The sequence below is a fragment of the Marinobacterium sp. xm-g-59 genome (genome assembly GCF_013283315.1).
Lineage (GTDB): Bacteria > Pseudomonadota > Gammaproteobacteria > Pseudomonadales > Balneatricaceae > Marinobacterium_E.
Map to the genome: position 1 here is coordinate 1 of NZ_WBYR01000013.1, position 22,276 is coordinate 22,276.

The window sequence follows — 22,276 nt, forward strand, 5'->3', positions numbered from 1 at the left end:
AAATATATAATCAAATGAGGCCGCATCTTAGCCTTGGCATGAAAACGCCAGAAGAGGTGCATAAAAAAGCGACGACCTAAGGTCGTCGCTTCAATCAAAAACCGTCAACGTATTTTAGGACGGGACAAAAGATTCGTTCAGAACAAAATGGCGCCTGTTAAATCAAAATTCTTCAGCTTAACCTGAGAATATTTCGCCCACTACGATTGTATAAAAGCCGACCAATCGCCCGTTTGTGCTATAATCGCGCCCCTAAATTTTTAAGCCCTAGTGGTTAAACCTCAGAATCGAGTGGCAAAAATGAGCAAAGAGACGTCTCTAGAAAAAGGCAAAATTAAAATTCTTCTATTGGAAGGTGTGCACCAGTCAGCCGTTGATACATTGAACGCGCAAGGCTACACCAACATTGAGTTCCACACCGGCTCGCTTCCAGAAGAGGAGCTACTAGAGCGCATCGCTGATGCTCATTTCGTTGGCATTCGCTCGCGCACTCAGCTGACTGAAAAAGTATTTGATGCGGCCGAAAAACTGGTCGCAGTTGGCTGTTTCTGTATCGGCACCAACCAGGTTGATCTGCAAGCAGCGACTGAGCGTGGTGTAGCGGTCTTCAACGCACCTTATTCAAACACTCGCTCTGTGGCTGAACTGGTTCTTGCTGAGACCATCATGCTGATGCGCGGTGTACCTGAGAAAAACGCGGTTGCACACCGAGGTGGCTGGCAAAAAACGGCTAAGAATAGCTACGAAGTGCGCGGTAAAAAGCTGGGTATTATCGGATACGGCAGCATCGGTTCTCAGCTAAGTGTAATGGCTGAAGGCCTGGGTATGGAGGTCTACTTCTACGACGTCATTACTAAACTGCCACTGGGCAATGCTAAACAGGTCGGCACTCTACACGAGCTACTGGGCATGTGTGATGTTGTCTCACTTCACGTTCCAGAGACTGCTGCAACACAGAACATGATGGGGCCTATCCAGTTTGAAGCGATGAAGCAGGGCTCGATCCTTATCAACGCGGCTCGCGGAACCGTGGTTGATATCGACGCACTCTGTGAAACGCTAGAGAGCGGCAAACTACTGGGCGCAGCAATCGACGTATTCCCCGTTGAGCCACGCTCAAACGACGACGAGTTCATTAGCCCACTACGCAAGTTCGACAACGTCATCCTGACTCCACACGTAGGCGGCTCTACAATGGAGGCGCAGATGAACATCGGCTATGAAGTTGCAGAGAAGCTGGTTAAATACTCTGACAACGGTTCGTCAATCACCTCGGTTAACTTCCCAGAGGTGGCTCTTCCTGGCCACAATAATGCACACCGTCTTCTGCACGTACACAAAAACGTGCCGGGTGTCCTTTCGAAAATCAATAACATCTTCTCGGAAAATGACATCAACATCGTCGGACAGTACCTTCAGACCAATGAAAAGGTGGGCTATGTTGTGATCGATGTCGACGCTGACAGCTCAAAAATCGCTATTGAAAAACTGTCTGAAATTGATGGCACGATTCGTTGTCGCCGACTCTTTTAAGTCGATTTTAGAGAGATCAAAGCCCAGCGATGCTGGGCTTTTTCATTTCTAATTCCATACTACGAAATAAAGACCCATTTTCCACAGTATGAAATAGAACATTTCACACTTGAGACTAAAGGTGGGTTACATATAGTCAACAGTCGTTTAATGTTGCATGGCACAATTTGAAACCGCGACCCCATCGGCGAAATGATGCCGGCCTACGCGAAACTCAGGAGTAATTATGATTCAACGTACCGAAGTTAATGGCCTACAGGTCGCTACTGAACTCTACACCTTCGTTAACGACGAAGTACTTCCAGGCACAGGCGTCAGCACCGATGCATTTTGGAGCTCATTCGCATCGATTATTCACGATCTAGCACCTCGCAACCGCGAACTGCTGGCTAAACGTGATCAGATCCAAGAGCAGATGGATGAGTGGTACCGCGCGCATCAAGATGGTTACGACTTTGCTGAGTACAAAGCCTTCCTAAAAGAGATTGGCTACCTGGTTGAGGAGGGTCCTGACTTTAAGATCACCACCTCTAATGTCGATCCTGAGATGGCGACCATGGCCGGTCCACAGCTGGTGGTGCCAGTCATGAATGCACGTTTTGCGTTGAACGCGGCTAACGCTCGTTGGGGCAGCCTATACGACGCACTCTACGGTACTGATGCGATCTCTACCGATGGCGGTGCCGAGATCACTAAAGAGTACAACCCAGCACGTGGTGCGAAAGTGATCGCATTCGGTCGCGACTTCCTAAACGAATCCGCACCACTTGCCTCAGGTTCACACGCTGATGTAACCGCCTACACCGTTGCAGATAGTTCACTGGTTGCAACCATTGATGGTCAAGCCGTTGCTCTGGCTAACCCTGATCAGTGCGTTGGCTACAAAGGCGATGCATCAGCACCAGAATCGATTCTTCTGATCAACAACGGTCTGCACTTTGAAATTCAGATCGACGCATCAAGCCAGATCGGTTCAGAAGACAAAGCCGGCGTTAAAGACATTGTGATGGAATCGGCGTTAACAACCATCATGGACTGTGAAGACTCTGTTGCTGCGGTTGATGCTGAAGATAAGACGCTGGTGTACCGTAACTGGTTGGGTCTGATCAAAGGCACCCTCAGCGAGACCATCGAAAAAGGGGGTAAATCATTCACTCGTACCATCAACGGTGATCGTGAATACACCGGTAAAGATGGTCAGCCTATGGCACTGAAGGGCCGCTCTTTGATGTTCGTTCGTAACGTTGGCCACCTAATGACCAACAACGCGATCATCGACAAAGAGGGTAACGAAGTTCCAGAAGGCATCATGGATGGCATGATCACGTCAACGATCTCTATCCACGACGTGAAGCACAATGGCAAATTCAACAACACCGTCACAGGCTCTATCTACATCGTTAAGCCGAAGATGCACGGCCCTGAAGAGGTGGCCTTCACCAACGAGCTTATGGGTCGCGTTGAACAGGCACTAGGCCTAGCCGAGAACACCATTAAAGTGGGCATCATGGACGAAGAGCGTCGTACGACGATCAACTTGAAAGAGTGTATCCGTGCCGCAAGCTCGCGCGTTGTCTTCATCAACACTGGCTTCCTAGATCGCACCGGCGACGAGATCCACACCTCGATGGAAGCAGGTCCAATGATTCGCAAAGGTGATATGAAAGCAGCCTCTTGGATTGCTGCTTACGAAAACTGGAACGTGGATATCGGTCTCGCCTGTGGCCTAAGCGGCAAAGCGCAGATCGGTAAGGGTATGTGGGCGATGCCGGATCAGATGGCGAACATGCTGGATCAGAAGATTGGCCACCCAATGTCTGGTGCAAACACTGCATGGGTTCCATCACCAACCGGTGCAACACTGCACGCGCTTCACTACCATAAGGTGGATGTGTTTGGCCGTCAGGAAGAGTTGGCTAAGCGTGAGCGCGCTTCACTAGACGATATCCTAACCATCCCTGTAGAGCGCAACCCACAGTGGAGTGCAGAAGAGATCCAAGCGGAGCTGGATAACAACGCACAGGGTATCCTTGGCTATGTTGTTCGTTGGGTTGATTCAGGTATCGGTTGTTCTAAGGTGCCAGACATCAATGATGTCGGCCTAATGGAAGACCGCGCAACACTGCGTATCTCTAGCCAGCACATTGCGAACTGGATTCGCCACGGCATCTGTTCAGAAGAGCAGGCAATGGAGACTCTAAAACGCATGGCAGCTGTTGTTGATCGCCAGAATGCGAACGACCCAACCTACACGCCACTGTGTGACGACATCGATAACAATATCGCGTTCAAAGCAGCGTGCGACTTAGTCATCGATGGCTGCAAACAGCCAAACGGCTACACAGAACCAGCACTGCACGCGCGTCGTCTAGAGCTAAAAGCAGCTCGTTAATAGATAACAACGCACGATCAAAAAACGGGCCTCTAAGGCCCGTTTTATTATCTAGGTGGATCGACACGATCTGGTGTTGAACCATTGACCCGGTACCAGCCCGCAATGGAGTAGCGATCTCGTTGTGCGGGTAACACTTCGTGAGGAAACTCCTCACTCAAAAACAGAACCACCGTACCCATTAATGGAGTGACTTTAAGTCCTTCGGTATCTGCATCATTTTGGTAAAGCACCAGTTCCCCACCATCATCCGCTCCCCAATTTGGGTTGAGGTAGACCACCATCGACAGCACTCGGTTACGCTGATCTCGGAACGCATCATAGTGGCGCTTGTAGAAGTCACCGGCGCTGTAGTGAGCCAAATGGCTTTCAAATGAGAACAAACCCAGGAATAGACGACGGTTCAAATAGCCTTGCAATCGATTTGCCCAAGCTAACCAGCGAGCGCCCGTCGGAGTCTCGCCAGTAAACCAACAGATACGATCCGTTCGCACAAATTCATTGTGCATGCGCTGATCTTGACGACCGATACCCGCGGCAGTGAACTCAGTTTCATCTAGCCCGTATAACTGTTCACAGATCTCCTGCCCAAGCTCAATCGGCAGTGACGCTGGGCAGATCGCATAGCCTTGGCTTTGCAGGTTATTTGCGATCTGTTCAAATAGAACCTCTTCATCTGTATAGACTTGCAGTTCGGTAAGGGGTTGAGCAGGAGACATAGGGATGAACTCAAAAGGATAAGATCTGCATTTCATGCCTAAATCAGGGAATAAGCAAGCATTAAGAGTGCAATTGATGACTGAATTAAACACTCAGAGCCAACAGCTGGCCGACTTTATTGAGCGACACCCAAAACTGTTTATTTTGACGGGAGCGGGAATCAGTACTGGCTCAGGCATTCCGGCTTATCGCGATGCAGAGGGTAACTGGAAATCGCCTCCACCGGTGCAGCATGGTCAATTCATCAGTCAATTAGCGGTACGTCAACGCTACTGGGGAAGAAGCTTAGCCGGTTGGCATACCATGCGTGATGCTCAACCGAGTAACGCACATAAAATATTGGCCGCCCTTGAGAAACAGAACCGCGTTGCACTGCTGGTGACCCAGAACGTTGATCGTCTGCATCAAAAGGCAGGCAGCCAAAAGGTGGTCGATCTGCATGGCCGTGCTGACATCGTGGCCTGCATTGAGTGTGATTATGAAATTACCCGAGATGAGATGCACCAGTGGTGTCGACGTGAAAACCCAGAGTTTAACGCGCCACTCTCATCGCCAAGACCCGATGGGGATGCGGACTTTGAAGCCGATTTTAGTCACTTCAATGTGCCGGACTGCCCTGACTGTGGTGGTGTTATGAAGGCGCGTGTGGTCTATTTTGGCGACAACGTTCCCAAGGAGACTGTCTTCAGTGCGATTGATGCTTTGGAGGATTCAGATGCACTGCTCTGTATCGGCACTTCGCTTCAGGTGTTCTCCGGATTTCGCTTTAACCGTCATGCACAGCAACAACAGATTCCACAAGCGGCACTGACGCAAGGGGTGACTCGTGCCGATGAGATGCTAGACCTCAAGATCGATGCTGAGATTAATCACACCCTTGAAGAGGTTGCTAACCTGCTTGGAATAGATTGGCGCTAGTTGATATCAGCTCTGGTATACTTCGCGCACTATCAAGTTGAAGGCATACCCGTGAGCAAATCTAAATCGTTCAAATCCCTCCCTCTTTCTGAAGGCCAGTTAAACAATTTGGCTTCGATCGGCTACGAGTCGATGACCGAGATCCAAGCTGAAAGCCTTCCTTACAGCCTTGAGGGTACTGATCTGCTTGCACAAGCGGCTACCGGCAGCGGTAAGACGTTAGCGTTTGGTCTGCCATTGGTGGAGCGCCTAGAGCCCAAACGTTTCTGCATTCAGGCGTTAGTGCTGTGCCCAACACGCGAATTGGCCGGCCAGGTCGCCGATGAGCTTCGTAAACTTGCGCGCCACCCTGGTAATATCAAGATCTTATCGCTCTGCGGTGGCCAACCTATCGGCCCGCAGATTGGTTCACTTGAGCACGGTGCACACATTATCGTCGGTACACCAGGGCGCATCGTTGATCACCTGCGCAAACGCACTCTCGATCTATCGCGAGTCTCGACACTGGTGTTTGATGAAGCGGATCGTATGCTCGATATGGGCTTCCAAGATGATCTAGATCGTATCCTTGGCCAAATGCCTAAAGATCGCCAGACACTTCTGTTTTCGGCTACCTACCCTGAAAACATCCAAGCACTGAGTAAAGAGTATCAGCGCAACCCTAAAGAGGTGCGCATTGCAGCCAAAGATCCCGATATCAGCACGATTAAACATCGTGCCTACCAGTGTGATCGGACTCAAATGGGACAGGGCACATTGGCCGTACTGACGTCCGTAATGCCGGAATCCGCCATCATCTTTTGTAACACCAAAGAGAGCTGTAACCAGTTAGGGCAAGAGCTACGCTCTTACGGTCTAAAAGCGGGCGTGTTGCATGGCGACATGGAACAACGTGATCGTGATCAGGTACTGATTCGTTTTAGTAACGGCACGTTAAGATTCTTGATCGCCACGGATGTTGCCGCACGTGGTTTGGATATCGACTCGGTTGATCTAGTGCTAAACGCTAGCCTGCCCGGCGATTCGGCTGTCTACACTCACCGCTGTGGCCGAACGGGCCGTGCCGGTCGTAAGGGCCAAGCCATCTCTCTGGTTGGTGCGAAAGATGGATTCCGTTTAGAGAAGATCAATGCAGCGGCTGGCTTGTCACTGGAAGCGAAGCCGATGCCTCGCCCGCAGATTAACAATGTGATTAAACTGCAATCGAACCTGCGCACCATTGCGATCTCAATGGGCCGCAAGAATAAGATTCGCCCGGGAGACATTGTCGGTGCGCTCACTGCGACAAAAGAGATCAAAGGCGATCAGATCGGCAACATTAGCGTACAAGACTTTAATAGCTACGTAGCCGTGCCAAGAACACTGGCTGATCGTGCTGTTGAGATCCTGCGCCAGCGCCCTCTTAAAGGGAAGCCAGCAAGAGCTCGTAAGATCTAAAGCAGTTTCAGCACCGGTTCATCGAGTGCAGAGAGCTGCACTTTAAGATCGAGCAAATGCTCTCCCCAGTAGCGCTCTGTGTTAAACCATGGGAAGGCTTTGGGGAAGGCGGGGTCGTCCCAACGTTTTGCGATCCAAGCGGCATGGTTCATCATTCTGAGTGTTCTTAGTGGCTCAACAAGGTTTAGCTCGCGAGGATTGAACTCAAAGAACTCTTCATAGCCGGCAATCACCTCACTCAGCTGTATCTCCATCTGATGGCGCTCGCCTGTCAAAAGCATCCAGATATCTTGAATCGCAGGAGCCATACGCGCGTCATCAAAGTCTACGAAGTGCGGTCGATCATCACGCCAAAGCACATTGCCACTGTGACAATCCCCGTGCACGCGAATGGATTGAAGGTCTGAGTAGTCTGAAAAACGCTGCTCTACCCTATCGAGTACCTCTTGTGAGATCGACTCATAAGCTGCACGGAGAGTCTCTGGTATGTGTTCCAACAGCAGCAACTCCCGACTCTGCCAACCGTAGCTATCGACCTCTAAAGAGGGTCTCTCTACAAACGGCTTAGCTGCGCCAACAGCGTGTATTTGACCGAGGGCAACACCCAGCTGATAAAGATGTTCAGGATCATCCAGTTCAGGTGCCCTTCCTCCTCGTCGAGGAAAGAGGGTGAAACGAAACTGATCAAAGTTGAGCAGACTCTCCCCTTCGCTGTTTTTAAGGGGTGCAACGACAGAGATATCGGCATCAGCCAACTCAAAACAGAAATCATGCTCCTCTTGGATCTGCGCATCACTCCATCGGTTCGGGCGGTAGAACTTTGTAATCAAGGGTTCAGCTTGATCGATACCCACTTGATAGACGCGGTTTTCGTAACTGTTTAACTCAAGGATACGGAAATCACTCAGCCACCCCTGAGACTCAACCGCATCGATGACACGATCAGGCGTCATTGAGTAGAAAGGGGTTTTGCTGTCCATTGTATGGCTCCATCGCTCGTTTATGACGGTATTCTAACATTTCGCCAATCGATTCAGTGTGATGAAACGTAACTATATTCAATTAAGGATCAGATCATGCGCAGAACAACCGATTATCAGCTCAACATAACCGAAGGGACAGGCTGGCCAGAGACCCCTTTTGTTGTCCACTCTTCAACGATTAATGGCAACTCTGATCTGCTGGAGTTACTGGGTGAGCATCTTCGCAGAATGGGACTGCAGCGAGAGTGGCAATCCCTTCAGATCGTCGATCATCATACCCACCAACAGGGCCTACAGACGCTTCACAGTTTTGAAGTGAACTATGAGCAGCTAGAAGCGGGACAGATGGAGTATTTCAGTGCCGTCATCTGGTATGACATCACCGAGCCCTGGAGCAAGTTGCATACAGAATTTGTACATTAAAACCGCACATGAAAAATGAAGCAAAATTGCTATTTTAACAGCGCTTTAAACGATTCCTCATTATTAAGGGTACTTGGCAATGGTTTTAGATCATTTCCCAAATCGTTTCGAAGTACAAAATCCTTATATTTCCCGTAAAGTACTTGATACTTACTATCTGTTAGAGTGCCTATTTTCGAATCATCAAGCAGAATGGAAGGACGAATAAACACCATTAAAACGGTAGAGCTTTGAATTTTCTGCTTTCCTCTGAATAGGGCTCCAAACAGTGGAACGTCACCAAGCAAAGGAACTTTGGTCTCTTTAGTTGAGAATTTTCGGTCAATTAGGCCACCAAGCACCAAGGTTTGATTTTGCCCAACAGCGACATTGGTTTGGATTACCTTTTTATCCGTCGTGCTGTTACCTAAATCCAAATTGATGTTGCTGACTTCCTGCTCAATTGCCAAACGCACAACACCACCCGCACTAATTTGTGGGCGTACTTTAAGGATAGTACCGACCTCTTTTCGCTCTACAGTTTGGAATGGATTGGTGGCACCATTTGTGCCTGTTGTATAACTGCCTGTAACAAATGGGACTTCCTGACCAATCGAGATAGTCGCCTCTTCATTATCTAACGTCAGAATAGATGGCGTTGATAGAAGGGTATTTTTGGTATCTGTTCTGATAGCTTGAACCAAACCCGTTAAACCTCTCCCACTGGCATTCATATTGGTTGCACCAAGCACCGCAGTACCTTGCAAATTAGTAACCGCCGAAGCTTGATCTGTCGCGCTGCCTGATACCATCGCACCAGCAATAGAACTTAGGGTCCCACCAAAATCTGTTAGGAAAACCCCACTCGTTCCAACTGAAGCCAAGTTGACACTCAAATCTTTAAAGAAGTCTTCTGATACTTCGGCAATAACAGCTTCAATCAGTACTTGTGAACGAGGTTTATCTAATTTCTCTACAATCCCACGAATCACTGAAGTGACTTGTGAAGATGCGGCAACGATAAGAGCATTATTCGCCTTATCAGCTTGTACCGTATAGTTCTGGCGTTTCGAATCTTCGCCTGTGTCACTTACCACCTCTTTAAAGGCCATTGATTGCAAAAGGGACTCAAGAACTGGCTGCACCTCAATTGCATCTGCATGCTCTAAAAATATGACATCCACACCGGACTGATTCTTGGATTCTTGTTTAGGCACATCTAGCTTTTTAATTAGCTGTTTTATTTTGAATCGCGTTTCATAAGGGCCACTAACAATGATTCGATTAGTAGATTTATCGCCAAGAATAGTGGTGCGCTCATCCAATAAACCTGTCTGACTAGCAATAGCCACAAGGTCTGATGCACTCCCCACTTCTAGATCGATTACCTCAAAGTCCTTACGCGAACTTTTTTCTAAATTTGCTAGTAATGATTTAAATCGAGCGATTTGAGCTTCAGTATCAGATACAATCAGCGCATTACTCGCTTTGTGATAACTAATCATAGCGCCAGGACCAACTAGTGGTTTAAGAACAGCAAGATACTCATCACCTTTAGCGCTATCAACAACAATGACTTCGGTAATAAACTCTCCGCTGCCTGGAGTATTCGATACGTTTGCAGCTTTTGCAGCAGGTATGATTCTTACTGCATTACCATCGTTAATTGCTTGGTATCCCTGCACCATTAAGGCGGAAAGAAAAATATCGTATACAGCATCACTGTTAATAGCTTCAGTAGAGAGAATTGATATTTTTCCGCGAACACGAGGGTCTACAATGAAAGTCTTTCCGGTTAAAGCTGACATGCTCTCAATAGCAGAGTTGATCTCAACATCTCTAAAATTGATAGTCGCCTCTTCTGCGAAACTTACATTCACTCCCATCAATGAAGCTAGTGCAGCCGCCAGTACTAATCTGCCAAATTTCTTAAACATTAAGGACCTACTAAAACCTATTTAAGTTTTCCTACTATCGCCAATAGTGACGATAGCTGAATTACGATATTCTCTTGTTTGCCATCTCGTTCGATGACAACACTCCACTCTGTTTGCGCAAGCAATGAGCGATATGCATCCGGATCCTCATATAAATCAACTGCTTTTACTGTCGCTACGCTCATGATCAAATCATCAGACTTCAATCCTAAACTCGCAATCAAATCCGGTTCAACACCTGAAACGGCTATTGCGGGCTCACCACTCTCGGACCTGACAATACTCATACCTATTGATGCAGGAGTAATCCCTTTAGACTGTTTATTTCGACTACTCACTTCAATTTTTGCGTTCTTGGGATCAAACCGCTTGAGAGAGAGTAGTTGACGCTCAACACCCTTTTTCAATACTACTGAATCGACGTTAATCTCTTCTGCTTCCCAGTTATCAATCAGTACCTGGCCAACCTTCAATGAAACAACAGATCGCCCCTTATTGATCACGGCAATTCGTTTTAACGGGCCACCCACTACGCCAATAAGATCGACGTTTAAACGACTGGGGGGCAGCTTCCGAACTACCGTTTTTTCCTGAACCACCTTGGCATCTTGTAACTTAAATAACGACCAGGTTTTTTCTGCAACTGTTTCAGTTTTTGAATTAAATTCAATCGCTGGCAGCTTAGATGATCCAGTGCCATATAAAAATACAGCAACGCTCACAGCAGCAAGTATCACTAGACTTAGGGCAACAAATCTTACTAGGACTATAGGTAATACAAAAAGTGACTTTAAACTCATAAGCTTGATCCTGTTGAGTTGGCAATCAGTGCATTAAGGTTTTCACTAAATTTCAAAACATCGCCTGGCTGGTATAGCCCAATCAATCCAAGAATGTTTTTTGCCTCTGGAATAGTCTTAAAATATTCGACTTTACCAGAGACCTGAGCGGATTTGTTCAAAGCGACTTCAGCCAGTAGGTTTTGACTAGATAATTTCCCCTTTAGCCCAGATTTTTCTGCAGAAGCTGAAACATTAAAAGAGCCTAGAGAGCTGCCCATGATTTGAAGAGAATCTATCTCACCATTTAACTGAAGAGTCTCTGGTAAGCTCTGCTCAAAAGAGTAATGCATCTCTTTGATCGACACTGCACCGAATATCTCAACGCCCAGTGGCGATGGGCGCTCTATCTCCAAATCTACAAACATATCACTTGCTGAGATCGCAAACGGTGATAAACCAGCTCTAAACTGGCCCTGAAGCCAATCATTAGACAGAGTGACACACCATACATTTAGACCATTGCTTGGGCACCAGCTCCAATCAACGTGTGTTAAGAGTTTCTGTCTGGCATAGTTTGACTCAATGATTAAATCACCAGAGAAAATGCCGCCTGCTTTATGCACGATAACTGCAGACGGATGCTTAGAGGAGAGCAAGTTCGAGCCCGCAACTCCCAAATAAAAAAAGCAGGCTATGAGCAATACAGCAAAAATCCTACAGCCTTGGATAAAAGTTCTCATTTCAAATAAAACCTTACGCGCATGGTGACTACATCTTTAGCTTCAGATCTCACTAAATCTAATTCATCTAACTCAATACCGGCTGCAACAGCTTTTTCTAACCAGAGAAACAACTTAGATGGATCACTACTTCTAATAACGTAAGTATCGCCTTCAAAACTACCTTTTAGTTTCAATACGCGAGCTAAACGAGACACGATTTTCTTTGGTTCATCTCTACTTATTGAGACGGTGGCCAAATGCGACAATTCACTGCGATTTTCATTCAACCAAGCGTAGTGTTCATTTAGCTGATGGTAGTTACGTTTCTGAGTGAAGAGATAATCTGTGACTGCCCATAGACTCCAGCCAGCAAAAATGAATATGATGATAGTAAGGCCTAACAGAAGGGCTCGAATGTCTCTTGTTGAGAGTTTCATCGCACCTCCTCTGAAAGAGTCATGGTTAAAATGTATTTATCCACAACTTTACTGGAGTCAATTTTTTCAACCATTGGGGGTGACTTCAGCACGTCAATTGAAGGTTCTTTATCATAACTAAGCGACAGCTTATTCCCGCTCAAATTCAACTCTGTTAGCTCCACTGCTTGAGTTTTATCGAACTCTTCAATGAAACGTAGCAGTGCGATGACATCAAATTCTTCTTCAGAATCTATTTTTGACGCCAACCGCTGTTTAAGCTGCTCAAGCTTCTCTGGTGTTTGCACTCTCATGCCAGTAAGTTTTACGTATGCATTAACTACCCTAGGTTTAATTGAATCACCAAGTTTTGAGTAGTAGTTACCCCACCCCAACAACACAAAAAGTAAAACAAGGTAAGCTACCAATCCCCAAGAAAGAGGCTTAAATACTCTAGCCAACATAACGGATGAACTTTTGACCGTTTGCACCAGGGAGATAGCACCGCTCAACAGATCTTGCCAGTCTTGTGTCTTTAGCAACATGCCATTATCGAATAGCTCTGTTTGAAGAATCTCAACTTCAAAACCACTATGCGACAGAACCTGCTCTGTCAGCGACTTAGGCCCACTGAAACCAGAATAAAAATTTATTCGGGCAATGCAGTAGTCGCCTTCACAGTGCATATTGGCAGTTGAGGTGCTGCAAGGCAGTAAATAGAAGTCTGGATATATAGCTTGAATTGCAAAGCCATTAGATGCCGCTAATTCTAGCCAATCTGCAATTCTAGCTTTTGAACACACGAAGATATGTGCGCTTTTATCAGCATCCAGTTTATAAACGATTTCAACATTGCTAAGCGGTTCAGCGAGAAACTCTTCAACAAGGTTTGGTATCGCTTTTGCCAAGTGCCTTGAAGGGATCTTTGAACAATCAATCTCAAAAGAACTAACACATCGACTAGGAACAAATAATACGGCTGAGGTTAGCTCTCTGCGAATACCAGTGTCAGAGAGGGGAGCGAGTTGATTTAAATGAACATACTGCATTTGTGCTTATTACTAATCTTATATTTTCTCAAATTGGATACTGCGTGACTCAACACCCACACGAACTTCATTATCAACTCTACTTCTTTTCAAGATAGCCCGATAAAACATCCTCAAGCCATCAAGATCGAATTTGATTGAAAGTCTAAAGTAATGGCTTTCAACTGCAAGTGGAGAATAGGCTTTTCTCTCTAACACAGCAGACACATCACTAGGATCAACCTCCAAAACAGATGCCAAATCGATGACGAATGCATCAACCGTTTGCCAAGGCGATTGTTCTCGCATTGCAAGCAATTGCTCAGCAACATCTATATCAATCGCATCCCAAAGGGACATCAGCACCTCTTTAGAAGTTGTATTCACATTAATCTGTGTATGATCATCAGGGAATGCCGCTAAATATGTGCTTAACGCAGCTACTTGCGCTGCTGAAAAACCGTTAATCAGACGCAACTCTGATATGTCAACCAAACTACTATTAGCTGCACGATAGGGTACCTCAAGCAGCTGATATTCTGGGGACTCAAAACCACCCCGTGTTGACTGGTCATCGGCATCTTGCCAATCAATTAGCGAATACATTTGGTCGTCAGATAACTCTTGACCGGCAATTGATGCAATACGGTGCAATAGCGTTATATCAGAAACCTCTTTTTTTATTTCAGCTTCAAATTCATCCGCAGATAGATGGGTAAATCTATTAATATTAATATACCGTTCCAGGTCGACCAAACTACCACTAAGAAGACCGCCCTCAACCGGCAACTCCGGTACATCTCTAGCCCAATCGTCTAAAAAGCTGTCATACCGATTCTGAGACGCATCCTTACGAAGCTGAGATAGCACCCATCGCTCTGCACTCATACCTAAAAGGACTAAACGATCGGTGCCCTTTTGCATCTGAAATCTGTCTAAAACCTGGCTCTCTCTGTAGGCATAACCAGCTAATAGCGATGCAATAAGCGCCATCACCAATAACACGGCAATTAGTGCAGCGCCCCTCTGTTGCTTAATCACTCGCCCAACCCTGGAATCGCTAGGTTAAATTCTCGCCCATCACTGGTTTGAAACTTCACTAAAAACATCTCTGGCATGCTTTTTAAGTTCACGCCTTTACCAGAAGGCCACTCAATATGTTCTCGCTTCTGCTCATCAACAACTTGTATCTCAAAGGTTACCAAACCCTCTAACAGTATCTGTTCATCAAAAGGGGATGCAGAGTCTAAATCGAGATGCATCCAATGCTTACGAATCAAACGACCTTTATTAAACAGGTATTCTATATGCCCAAGGTCACTTACGTTTTCACTACCCAGCGCAGGCACATGGTTTCGAACAAATTCAAATCGCTGCCCATTATTTAATGAAAAAGCTGGAACAGAATCGCCATATTGATCTTTAAAAGGCCTTCGCACCATAGCCAAAAGATCTTGTTTGAGTAGATTGATGGCTTTCTCAAGATCAAGTCTCTGGGCATAAGATTCTCGGCTCCGAGATTCGGCATCTGCCACCTGATTAAAAATCTGAAAGGTTGCGCTAAATAAAATTCCGAACAACAGCAAAGCCACCATAAGCTCAATCAACGTAAAGCCCTGGGATTTATACCTACTATTAGGATTACTTGAAGAAAACCAATTGACGGGCAATTTGCTCTCCAGATTTATCTTTCACCATCACCTCGACACGTTCAAGATCACCCAGCAGTGTTGCCTCAATTTTATATGAGAGATCCCACGACTGATCTTGGCTGTTTAACCTCTTACGCTGATACAAATCCTGAGGTGGATTTTCTTGTGCACTCATCACAAACGCTTGGACTGCAGAATTCCAAACGAGCGCATCACCTATGGTGCGCTGTTGAATATTAAATCGCTGCTCAGCTAGCTGCGAAAGTAAAGTCTGAGTACTCAAGCCAACTAAAGCGACAATAACTAACGCCACCAGCACTTCGATCAACGTAAAGCCCTTATCTCTAGTCAAGAAGACCACCCTCAATTACAAGCCGTTCGTCATCTCTAGCAATTATGAGGCTCATCTGGTTAGGCATCACTCCAGTATTATCGATAATAAAGTAGCTGTTTGAATTACCGTTTAAGGCATCAGATCGCAACTGAATCGTTACATCAGAGGGAATTTTAAATGGAAGCTGCGACACATCATTTTTCCAAAGCCCCTCGGCCAGATGCGATGCAGATAAAAGGTCCTGATTCACATTAACCTTGTAAGACTGATTAAGAATAACGGCCGCCTGGCCTAACTCCGCTAGCCAGACCTTCAATTCAGCTTGAGTGTTTTTCAAATCCTGATTAACAATTCGCCCTAATCCAAAGGACACGAGACTAATCAAAAGCGCCAGAATAACAACGCCAATCATCAACTCAATAAGGGTAAAGCCCTGCTGGATTTTAGAGCTACGTATCACTCGATATTCCAGTTACCGATATCTGCATCCATACCCTCTCCTCCAACGGCTCCATCAGCTCCGAGTGAATAGATATCAAATTTCATACCATGTTCGCTTGGCGTTCTGTAAAGATAATCGGTACCCCAAGGATCCTGCGGCAAACGCTCTATGTATGGACCACTCCAATTTTTGGCTAATTTTGGTTCTTTAACCAGCGCATCAAGACCTTGCTCTGTTGTTGGGAAACGGTATGTATCTAAACGATACATTTTTAAAGCGCCCTCGAGCGCTAAGATATCATTTTTAACCTTAACGCCTCGCGCCTGATCTGGACGATCGCCCACTGCCTGGATAACCAGCGTGGCCAGCATGCCCAAAATCACAATCACAACCATGATTTCAATAAGGGTAAAACCAGCTGCTTTAGTTTTGTGTAACTTTTTCATTTCAAATTAAACCATGCTATTCATTTGCATTATTGGAGTGATTACACCAAGGATAATCACCATAACGACCCCTGCAATTAAAATTAAAAGAAGGGGGTTTAATAGTTTTAGAAGCGTGTCTGTACTAGAGGCCAAAAGCTTTGAGTAATAGGCGGCCACCTTACTCAACATATCGGACAAACGGCTACTCTGTTCGCCGCTACTGATAAGGTGGAGCATAAAGCCTGGCGTATACGGCTGCCTAGAGAGCGAATCTCGTAAAGTTTCACCTTGAGCAACGTCTCTGGCAACCAAATCCAAGTTAGACTTCAAAAATTTATTGCCCAGAGTCTCGTTTGCTATTCGCATAGCATCAGTCACGGGGACACCGCTCTCCAACAACAGAGCCAAGTTGCGACACCAGTTAGCAAAGTTAGCCAACACTATCCAATACCCTAACTTAGGTATCTTGAGTACAAGAGCATCTAAAGAGTAACTAAAAGACTCTCTTTGCATGGCTACAATAAACGCTAAACAGGCCAGGCCTAAAAACACTCCCAAATAGAGCCCATAATTTACAAAAAAATCACTAACGCCAATTACAAGCTCCGTAACAAAAGGAAGTTCCGCCTTCTGTTTTGCAAAAACAGAAGTGATTTTAGGCACTATATTGGTCACTATGAATATAAGAACCGCACTAGCTACAACTAACAAAAGTATAGGGTAGGCTAAAGCACCTTTGAGTGTTCGCTGATTATCTAGAGCCAGCTCTTGTTCATCCGCCATTCGCTCAAGCACTTTAGCGAGATGTCCCGTCTGCTCAGCAACTTCGACAGCAGCTAGAACGTCCTGTGGCGGTAAAGAAGCACCCAAATTCATTGCTTTAGCTAACGACAAGCCCTCTAAGAGGCCATCCAACCAGCTTTGTATAAGCACTTGCTGTTTAGCTGTTTCAGCATTCGCCACCATGGTTTTCAGCGCTTGATCTATTGGCATCCCAGCATCTAACAGTGTTGCCAACTGGCGTAATATCATTGCCAGTTCAAGACCTTTCAACTGCTTCTGCGAGAGTCGTTTAATTAAACTCTGAGCAGACTCTACATTTTGCTTTTGAGAGAGCTCTTCCGTATCAAGAATAACTGAGTACTGCTCCCTGAGGGCAGTACGACATCCAGCAAGTGACTCTGCCGTCATAACACCTTTGTGCTGGCGGCCTAATTCATCAAGGACTGTATATTTAAAACTCGCCATGTTTAATCAGCTGCGACCCGCAGGATTTCACCAAGCGTAGTGCGGCCTTCAGCAACAAGCTGGGCGCCTGAAGTGAGTAACGAAGGTGATTTAGAGCGAACAACTTTTTCTAAATCTATCTCACTGGCATCGTCGTGTATCATTTGGCGCAGTTCAGCATCAATCACTACAAATTCATAGATTCCTTGGCGACCGGAATAGCCTGAGTTGTTACATTCTGAACAACCCATAGGTTTGAAAAGTGATTTAACATTAGACACACCAAGGTCGGCCAAACTCTTTAACTCTTCAACATCAGGCGTGTAGGCTAGTTTACATGAAGGGCACAACTCACGTACCAAGCGCTGCGCCAAAACACCACGCAAAGATGATGAAAGCAAGAATGGCTCCACTTCAAGGTCCTGCATACGCGCAATAGCGCCGACTGCGGAATTGGTGTGCAGAGTGCTTAGCACTAGGTGACCTGTCAGACTCGCTTGTACCGCAATAGAGGCGGTTTCGGCATCACGAATCTCTCCTAGCAACACAACATCTGGATCTTGTCGCAAAATTGCTCGCAGCCCTTTTGCAAAAGTTAAGCCCGTTTTTGACGAAACCTGAGTTTGACTAATCCCAGGCAAGTCATATTCGATAGGATCTTCAACGGTCATGATGTTGCGATCACGCGAAGCTATAGCCCTGAGTGCAGAGTATAGGGTTGTTGTCTTACCTGAGCCTGTCGGCCCTGTGACCAAGACAATGCCATTAGGTTTAGCTAAAAGCTGGGTAAGTTCTTTAACCTGAATTGCAGACAGGCCAAGCGCATCAATATCCAAATGCTGATTCTGCTTCTGCAGAACACGCATTACAACGCGCTCGCCATGCATAGCTGGAAGTGTCGATACACGTAAATCAACATCGCGACTGCCAAGTCGCACAGTAATACGGCCGTCCTGCGGTAAACGCTGCTCCGCTATATCTAGCTTTGCCAGCACTTTAATTCTTGAGGTCAATTTTTTTGCAATCGCCACTGGTGGAGCTGCAACCTCAACCAGCACACCGTCCTTTCTAAATCTTATGGACGCAGTTGTTTCAAAGGGCTCAATATGAATATCTGATGCGCTGCGCTTTATTGCATCTAACAAAAGAGAGTTGAACAGACGAATAACAGGTGTTTCGTCATTTTCTAATAGGTCTATTCGTTGTGAAACTAATGCTAATTCAGACTCAAGTGCCTCATTAAAATCACGTAAAGATTGATCTGAAATTGCCTCATTCGAAAACGCATTTTCTAAATAGGCATGATAATCTGCTGTGCTTAAATACTCGAGTGAATCAATTACAACGCCACTTCTCAGTAATTCTTGTAAAACTGAATAATCTGTATCCCTCGTGACTAGGAGAGTCGTTCCTCTTCTACAAGCACTGAAACGTTTAGAATATTGGTAAGTAGTCATCTAAATTTCAAATTTCCCTATTACGTATTCTAATTATTAAAACTTATATGAGAGACTACTATATAAGCCCAGACGATTAGTATCTTCTAGAGAAAAAGAATCAGTCATTAACTCTAAATCAAACCAGCCATTTGAGTACTTAATTCCAACCGCTTCACTCTCAATTTCATATGAAAAACCAATTGATAGCGGCCCAAAATAACGAGTGTAAGCTAGTTCAGACAACTCTTCAGTACCATATCGCATCCAATTTACCGCAAGTAAAACTTCTTCAATCGGGTGATACTTAACCTCTAACTCATAGGTTATGGGCAGTGTCTGTATTCTGTCGACATATGTCTGATTCGTTGAGTTGGTCTCCCCATTGTTACGAACAATAGTTCCGTCCGGATTTAAGAGCTTAGTTGAAGACCTATTCAGTTCAATTTGATTGATACCCGACCAATTTATTTCGGAGAAAAGGTCACTCGCTTTAAAATCAATAGCAAGCTGATCCATCGGGTTATAACTAAAACCAAGATCGACACCATATCCCTCTGCATCAGGAGTGTTGACTGGGTAAGTATCTATAACCTTTTCACTATCATAGTACTGCCCATTGAGCTCTAAAGAATAATCAGATGTTGATTTAGCTGCATAGCCGGATATATCACCAAACCTCCCTTGCGATGCTAAAAAGTAGTTCGCCATGCCCTTAAGGGTAAAATGTTCAGATAAAGCCCAGTCATAGCCAATACCAACACCATCACTTTTGAAAGTGCTATTTTTAAGGTAAAGGTTATATTCACTATTGTTTTGTGGTGCAATCTCGTTCTCAATCATTTGGATTAAATCAACAGTCGAGTTTGAGAATTCGTACAAATGGTCTTCACGAGCAAAAATAGAAAATCTTACGCCCTTCTCTTCAAGTTCTATTTCTGCCTTGAATCGAGAAAACGCCGCTTCACCTTCTGAGACTCTATCACCCTGAAAATTGTCCATTAACTGCGAAAGCGGCACAGCCTGACTGTACATATCAAATTTCACACTAGCATCTGCATTAACGTCTGCATGCGTAACAGTGGAAATTAATGAGGCCATTAAGAAAAGTAATCTGTTTTTCATATTCACAATAAAAAAGGGAGGCTAACGCCCCCCTTTAGCTTAGAGCCAACTCATTACAGAGTGCTAATTACTGTTGTTGTCGCCGTTGAACCATATGAGCCCGCAGCTACAATATCACCAACCGCTATGCCTTTTTCTGTATCAGCAGTCTCAGCCAAAGCTTTAACGTAAGCAACCTCAATACCGCCTGATACTTCAGTCAATGCTGCATAACGAACACCAGCAATGGTAATTGAGCCATCACCTGTCTCTTTTAGTGACATTAGAACGCCCGATTTATCAGAGATCTCAATGTTCGCGTAACCAACAGATTCAACTGAATCAGTGTCAGCGTCGAATACCAGTGGGAACTTCGCAGTCAGAGCTTTCTTAGTACTATCAACCGTGTAGTCGATAGTAACTGCAAGCGTACCACTGTCTGCGACATTGCGATCAAGATTCAAAGTCACATCCATTGGGTCTGCAGATAGACCGCCCATATCAGAAGTGAATTTGATCGTCGCGTCGATTTTTGCAAAACCGTTGTCATCAGAAGAGACTAAGTTATCTGTGTTAGAGAAGACAGTCCAGTTACCAGATGGTTCGTAGGTATCTTTCTCCCACAAGTTAGTTAAAAGCAAATCTAATGATGCACCAACGGTTGAGTCACCATCAGTAGAATTGTAGACAGTAAAATCACCTGTAAGATTAACATCAGCAGTGGCTACTTTCGTTTCTAACGAATCTGTACCAACTACCACATTAACTTCAGTTTCTACCCAATCATCAAGATTAGCTGTTAGCTTACCAACGAAATCAGCCAAAGTAACATCTGAATCATCAACTACCGAAATAGTCACGCCTAAATTTAACTTCGCGTAATCAACAGTCCCTTTGAGCGTCGAATCGCTAACAGTTTCATCTTTTGCTGAAACATCAATGTATGAACCAGCATCTACGACAACCTTAACATCGTTGTATGATGATGTAGCCTTAACCACTGTTAGCTTAGCCTTAATGGTTTCACTAGTAGCGGTTGGTTCAGGAGACGAATCTACAAGTTTAGCTTCAACATAAACTGCCGCACCCGTCTCTGGATCAGTGGCATCGACTTTGAAAGTCTCACCATCAGCAGATTCAACAGTAAAATCACCTACAACTTCTGAACCAGAAGCAAAATCAAGATCTACTGAATCCGCAATAGCCTGTGAGACATCCATTAGATTCTGCAGTGCAGTATCTACATTACCGTTTGCAGCAGTTGGCATGATTGCGTCAATTTCATCTTGGAACAATGCAAGTTTGCCATCAGTGGTTTCGGCAACATCAACTAGAGCATCGAGCTCAGCTACGAAATTCTCAACTTTAGTGATGTTATCGGTAGTGTAAGTTGAAGAATCAATTTCAGTGGTTTTTACAATCGTAGGGGCTGTGATATTCGCAACCACACCAGCAGGCACTTTGATTGTTGTATTGAAAGTATTGATAGGCAATGACGGCACAATAGCTTCAGCCTGCTTCATAAAACTGCTTGAAGTATCGTAGGGATCAGTTGCTTCAGCTGCAGATTCAAGATTTGTAATAGCATTGACAATATCAGCGCTACCGTTAGCGAGGGCTTGTTCCACCATTGTTACTGCTGCGATCGCTGCTATAACATCACTATCAGTAGGATCAATTTCTTTAGTGATGTCTATAACCGGCATTGCTGCTAGGTCAGTTACATATTCTCCTACATCTAGACCCATAGAGTTTGCAACGTTCGCTGAAGCGAGTTTCGTGTAAGACTCAATTTCGCTTGATGAAACCCCTGAAGCCAAAACCATTCCAGAAACCACCGTGGTTAACGGTGTAACGTTTGTGGTTGGCTGCGACGAAGGTGCTGGGTTTATAGACCTCAGAGAGAAGCTATTTGTAGGTACAAATGAATCACCAAAATCAATTACAGTATCACCGTCAAGGTCATCATCTATAGTACCGACACACTTAGTAGTATCTACAAAGTCACATACGATAGAGGTGTTTGCATCCGCGGTCACTTCTACATACACAGGACCTGAATAAGATCCGATATCTAATGTATATCCACCACCAGCATTAGTCCGTGTTTCACCAAGACTCTCATCGGTATCGACACGAAATACCTCAACCTTGGCATTTGACATGATACCTTTAGAAGCAGTACCGGCAACACTAGTTGAAGTTGAAGTGGCAGATGTAGATGAATCACCACCACAACCTACCAATACTAAAGATGATGCAGTTACAGCAACTGCCAATAGTTTTTTGACAAACACTTATATGTTCCTTTTAGTTAAGTTTGGTTTTGAAAAATTTACAGACCTAGCTTGCTATGAAATCAAACATATAAGATCTATTTCCG

21 protein-coding genes are annotated in these 22,276 nt (G+C 45.2%); 5 read left to right on the top strand and 16 right to left on the bottom strand.

The features are described from left to right. Positions 1 to 300 precede the first annotated feature (300 nt). Together serA and XMG59_RS11110 are read left to right on the top strand one after the other, a co-directional pair. Positions 301 to 1,533, top strand: a complete 1,233-nt coding sequence (gene serA, locus XMG59_RS11105; RefSeq protein WP_173498715.1) for a phosphoglycerate dehydrogenase — start codon at positions 301 to 303, stop codon at positions 1,531 to 1,533. A 226-nt stretch (positions 1,534 to 1,759) separates the two neighbouring features. After that, positions 1,760 to 3,925, top strand: coding sequence for a malate synthase G (locus XMG59_RS11110; protein WP_173498716.1), 2,166 nt, complete (start codon positions 1,760 to 1,762; stop codon positions 3,923 to 3,925). Positions 3,926 to 3,972: 47 nt separating this feature from the next. On the opposite strand, the gene XMG59_RS11115 is transcribed toward XMG59_RS11110, so the two are convergent. Beyond that, a complete protein-coding gene (locus XMG59_RS11115) occupies positions 3,973 to 4,644 on the bottom strand; it encodes a 2OG-Fe(II) oxygenase (RefSeq protein ID WP_173498717.1) in 672 nt (223 codons plus the stop codon). Between the two features lie 76 nt (positions 4,645 to 4,720). Between XMG59_RS11115 and XMG59_RS11120 the strand changes: the two genes are divergently transcribed. After that, positions 4,721 to 5,563, top strand: coding sequence for an NAD-dependent protein deacetylase (locus XMG59_RS11120; protein ID WP_173498718.1), 843 nt, complete (start codon positions 4,721 to 4,723; stop codon positions 5,561 to 5,563). Between the two features lie 51 nt (positions 5,564 to 5,614). After that, complete coding sequence (dbpA, locus tag XMG59_RS11125; RefSeq protein ID WP_173498719.1) at positions 5,615 to 7,000, top strand: ATP-dependent RNA helicase DbpA; 1,386 nt, start codon at positions 5,615 to 5,617, stop codon at positions 6,998 to 7,000. Here the strand turns inward: dbpA and XMG59_RS11130 are convergent. Beyond that, positions 6,997 to 7,980: a serine/threonine protein kinase gene (locus XMG59_RS11130; RefSeq protein WP_173498720.1), complete on the bottom strand. Its 984-nt coding sequence runs from the start codon at positions 7,978 to 7,980 to the stop codon at positions 6,997 to 6,999. The genes dbpA and XMG59_RS11130 overlap by 4 nt on opposite strands. Positions 7,981 to 8,076: 96 nt before the next feature. Here XMG59_RS11130 and XMG59_RS11135 point away from each other — a divergent pair, with 96 nt between their 5' ends. Further along, positions 8,077 to 8,406, top strand: a complete 330-nt coding sequence (locus XMG59_RS11135) for a hypothetical protein (RefSeq protein ID WP_173498721.1) — start codon at positions 8,077 to 8,079, stop codon at positions 8,404 to 8,406. Between the two features lie 29 nt (positions 8,407 to 8,435). Here the strand turns inward: XMG59_RS11135 and gspD are convergent, their stop codons facing one another. The 14 genes from gspD to XMG59_RS11205 form a co-directional block, all read right to left on the bottom strand. Continuing rightward, positions 8,436 to 10,322 carry a type II secretion system secretin GspD gene (gspD, locus tag XMG59_RS11140; protein ID WP_173498722.1) on the bottom strand — a complete coding sequence of 629 codons (1,887 nt, stop codon included), beginning with the start codon at positions 10,320 to 10,322 and terminating at the stop codon, positions 8,436 to 8,438. A gap of 17 nt (positions 10,323 to 10,339) precedes the next feature. Beyond that, the gene (locus XMG59_RS11145; protein WP_173498723.1) at positions 10,340 to 11,122 is read right to left on the bottom strand and encodes a type II secretion system protein N; all 783 of its coding nucleotides are present in this window, start codon (positions 11,120 to 11,122) and stop codon (positions 10,340 to 10,342) included. Next, positions 11,119 to 11,844 carry a hypothetical protein gene (locus XMG59_RS11150; RefSeq protein WP_173498724.1) on the bottom strand — a complete coding sequence of 242 codons (726 nt, stop codon included), beginning with the start codon at positions 11,842 to 11,844 and terminating at the stop codon, positions 11,119 to 11,121. Before XMG59_RS11150 ends, XMG59_RS11145 begins: the two co-directional genes overlap by 4 nt. Next, positions 11,841 to 12,263: a type II secretion system protein M gene (locus XMG59_RS11155; protein WP_173498725.1), complete on the bottom strand. Its 423-nt coding sequence runs from the start codon at positions 12,261 to 12,263 to the stop codon at positions 11,841 to 11,843. The genes XMG59_RS11150 and XMG59_RS11155 overlap by 4 nt, the downstream gene beginning before the upstream one ends. Further along, positions 12,260 to 13,291: a type II secretion system protein GspL gene (gene gspL / locus XMG59_RS11160; RefSeq protein ID WP_173498726.1), complete on the bottom strand. Its 1,032-nt coding sequence runs from the start codon at positions 13,289 to 13,291 to the stop codon at positions 12,260 to 12,262. The genes XMG59_RS11155 and gspL overlap by 4 nt, the downstream gene beginning before the upstream one ends. Positions 13,292 to 13,309: 18 nt before the next feature. Next, positions 13,310 to 14,311, bottom strand: a complete 1,002-nt coding sequence (gene gspK / locus XMG59_RS11165; protein ID WP_173498727.1) for a type II secretion system minor pseudopilin GspK — start codon at positions 14,309 to 14,311, stop codon at positions 13,310 to 13,312. Further along, positions 14,308 to 14,940: a type II secretion system protein J gene (locus XMG59_RS11170; protein ID WP_173498728.1), complete on the bottom strand. Its 633-nt coding sequence runs from the start codon at positions 14,938 to 14,940 to the stop codon at positions 14,308 to 14,310. Before XMG59_RS11170 ends, gspK begins: the two co-directional genes overlap by 4 nt. Further along, on the bottom strand, positions 14,912 to 15,274 hold the full coding sequence (locus XMG59_RS11175) for a prepilin-type N-terminal cleavage/methylation domain-containing protein (protein WP_173498729.1): 363 nt from the start codon (positions 15,272 to 15,274) through the stop codon (positions 14,912 to 14,914). Before XMG59_RS11175 ends, XMG59_RS11170 begins: the two co-directional genes overlap by 29 nt. Beyond that, positions 15,267 to 15,716, bottom strand: coding sequence for a Tfp pilus assembly protein FimT/FimU (locus tag XMG59_RS11180; protein ID WP_173498730.1), 450 nt, complete (start codon positions 15,714 to 15,716; stop codon positions 15,267 to 15,269). The genes XMG59_RS11175 and XMG59_RS11180 overlap by 8 nt, the downstream gene beginning before the upstream one ends. Next, the gene (gene gspG / locus XMG59_RS11185) at positions 15,713 to 16,144 is read right to left on the bottom strand and encodes a type II secretion system major pseudopilin GspG (protein ID WP_173498731.1); all 432 of its coding nucleotides are present in this window, start codon (positions 16,142 to 16,144) and stop codon (positions 15,713 to 15,715) included. The genes XMG59_RS11180 and gspG overlap by 4 nt, the downstream gene beginning before the upstream one ends. 6 nt (positions 16,145 to 16,150) lie before the next feature. After that, entirely contained in the window at positions 16,151 to 17,374 is a 1,224-nt protein-coding gene (locus tag XMG59_RS11190; RefSeq protein ID WP_173498732.1) for a type II secretion system F family protein, read from the bottom strand. Between the two features lie 2 nt (positions 17,375 to 17,376). Next, the gene (locus XMG59_RS11195; RefSeq protein ID WP_173498733.1) at positions 17,377 to 18,810 is read right to left on the bottom strand and encodes a GspE/PulE family protein; all 1,434 of its coding nucleotides are present in this window, start codon (positions 18,808 to 18,810) and stop codon (positions 17,377 to 17,379) included. 36 nt (positions 18,811 to 18,846) lie between these two features. Further along, the gene (locus tag XMG59_RS11200) at positions 18,847 to 19,890 is read right to left on the bottom strand and encodes a hypothetical protein (protein ID WP_173498734.1); all 1,044 of its coding nucleotides are present in this window, start codon (positions 19,888 to 19,890) and stop codon (positions 18,847 to 18,849) included. Positions 19,891 to 19,967: 77 nt separating this feature from the next. Then, entirely contained in the window at positions 19,968 to 22,190 is a 2,223-nt protein-coding gene (locus XMG59_RS11205; RefSeq protein ID WP_173498735.1) for a hypothetical protein, read from the bottom strand. Positions 22,191 to 22,276 lie beyond the last annotated feature (86 nt).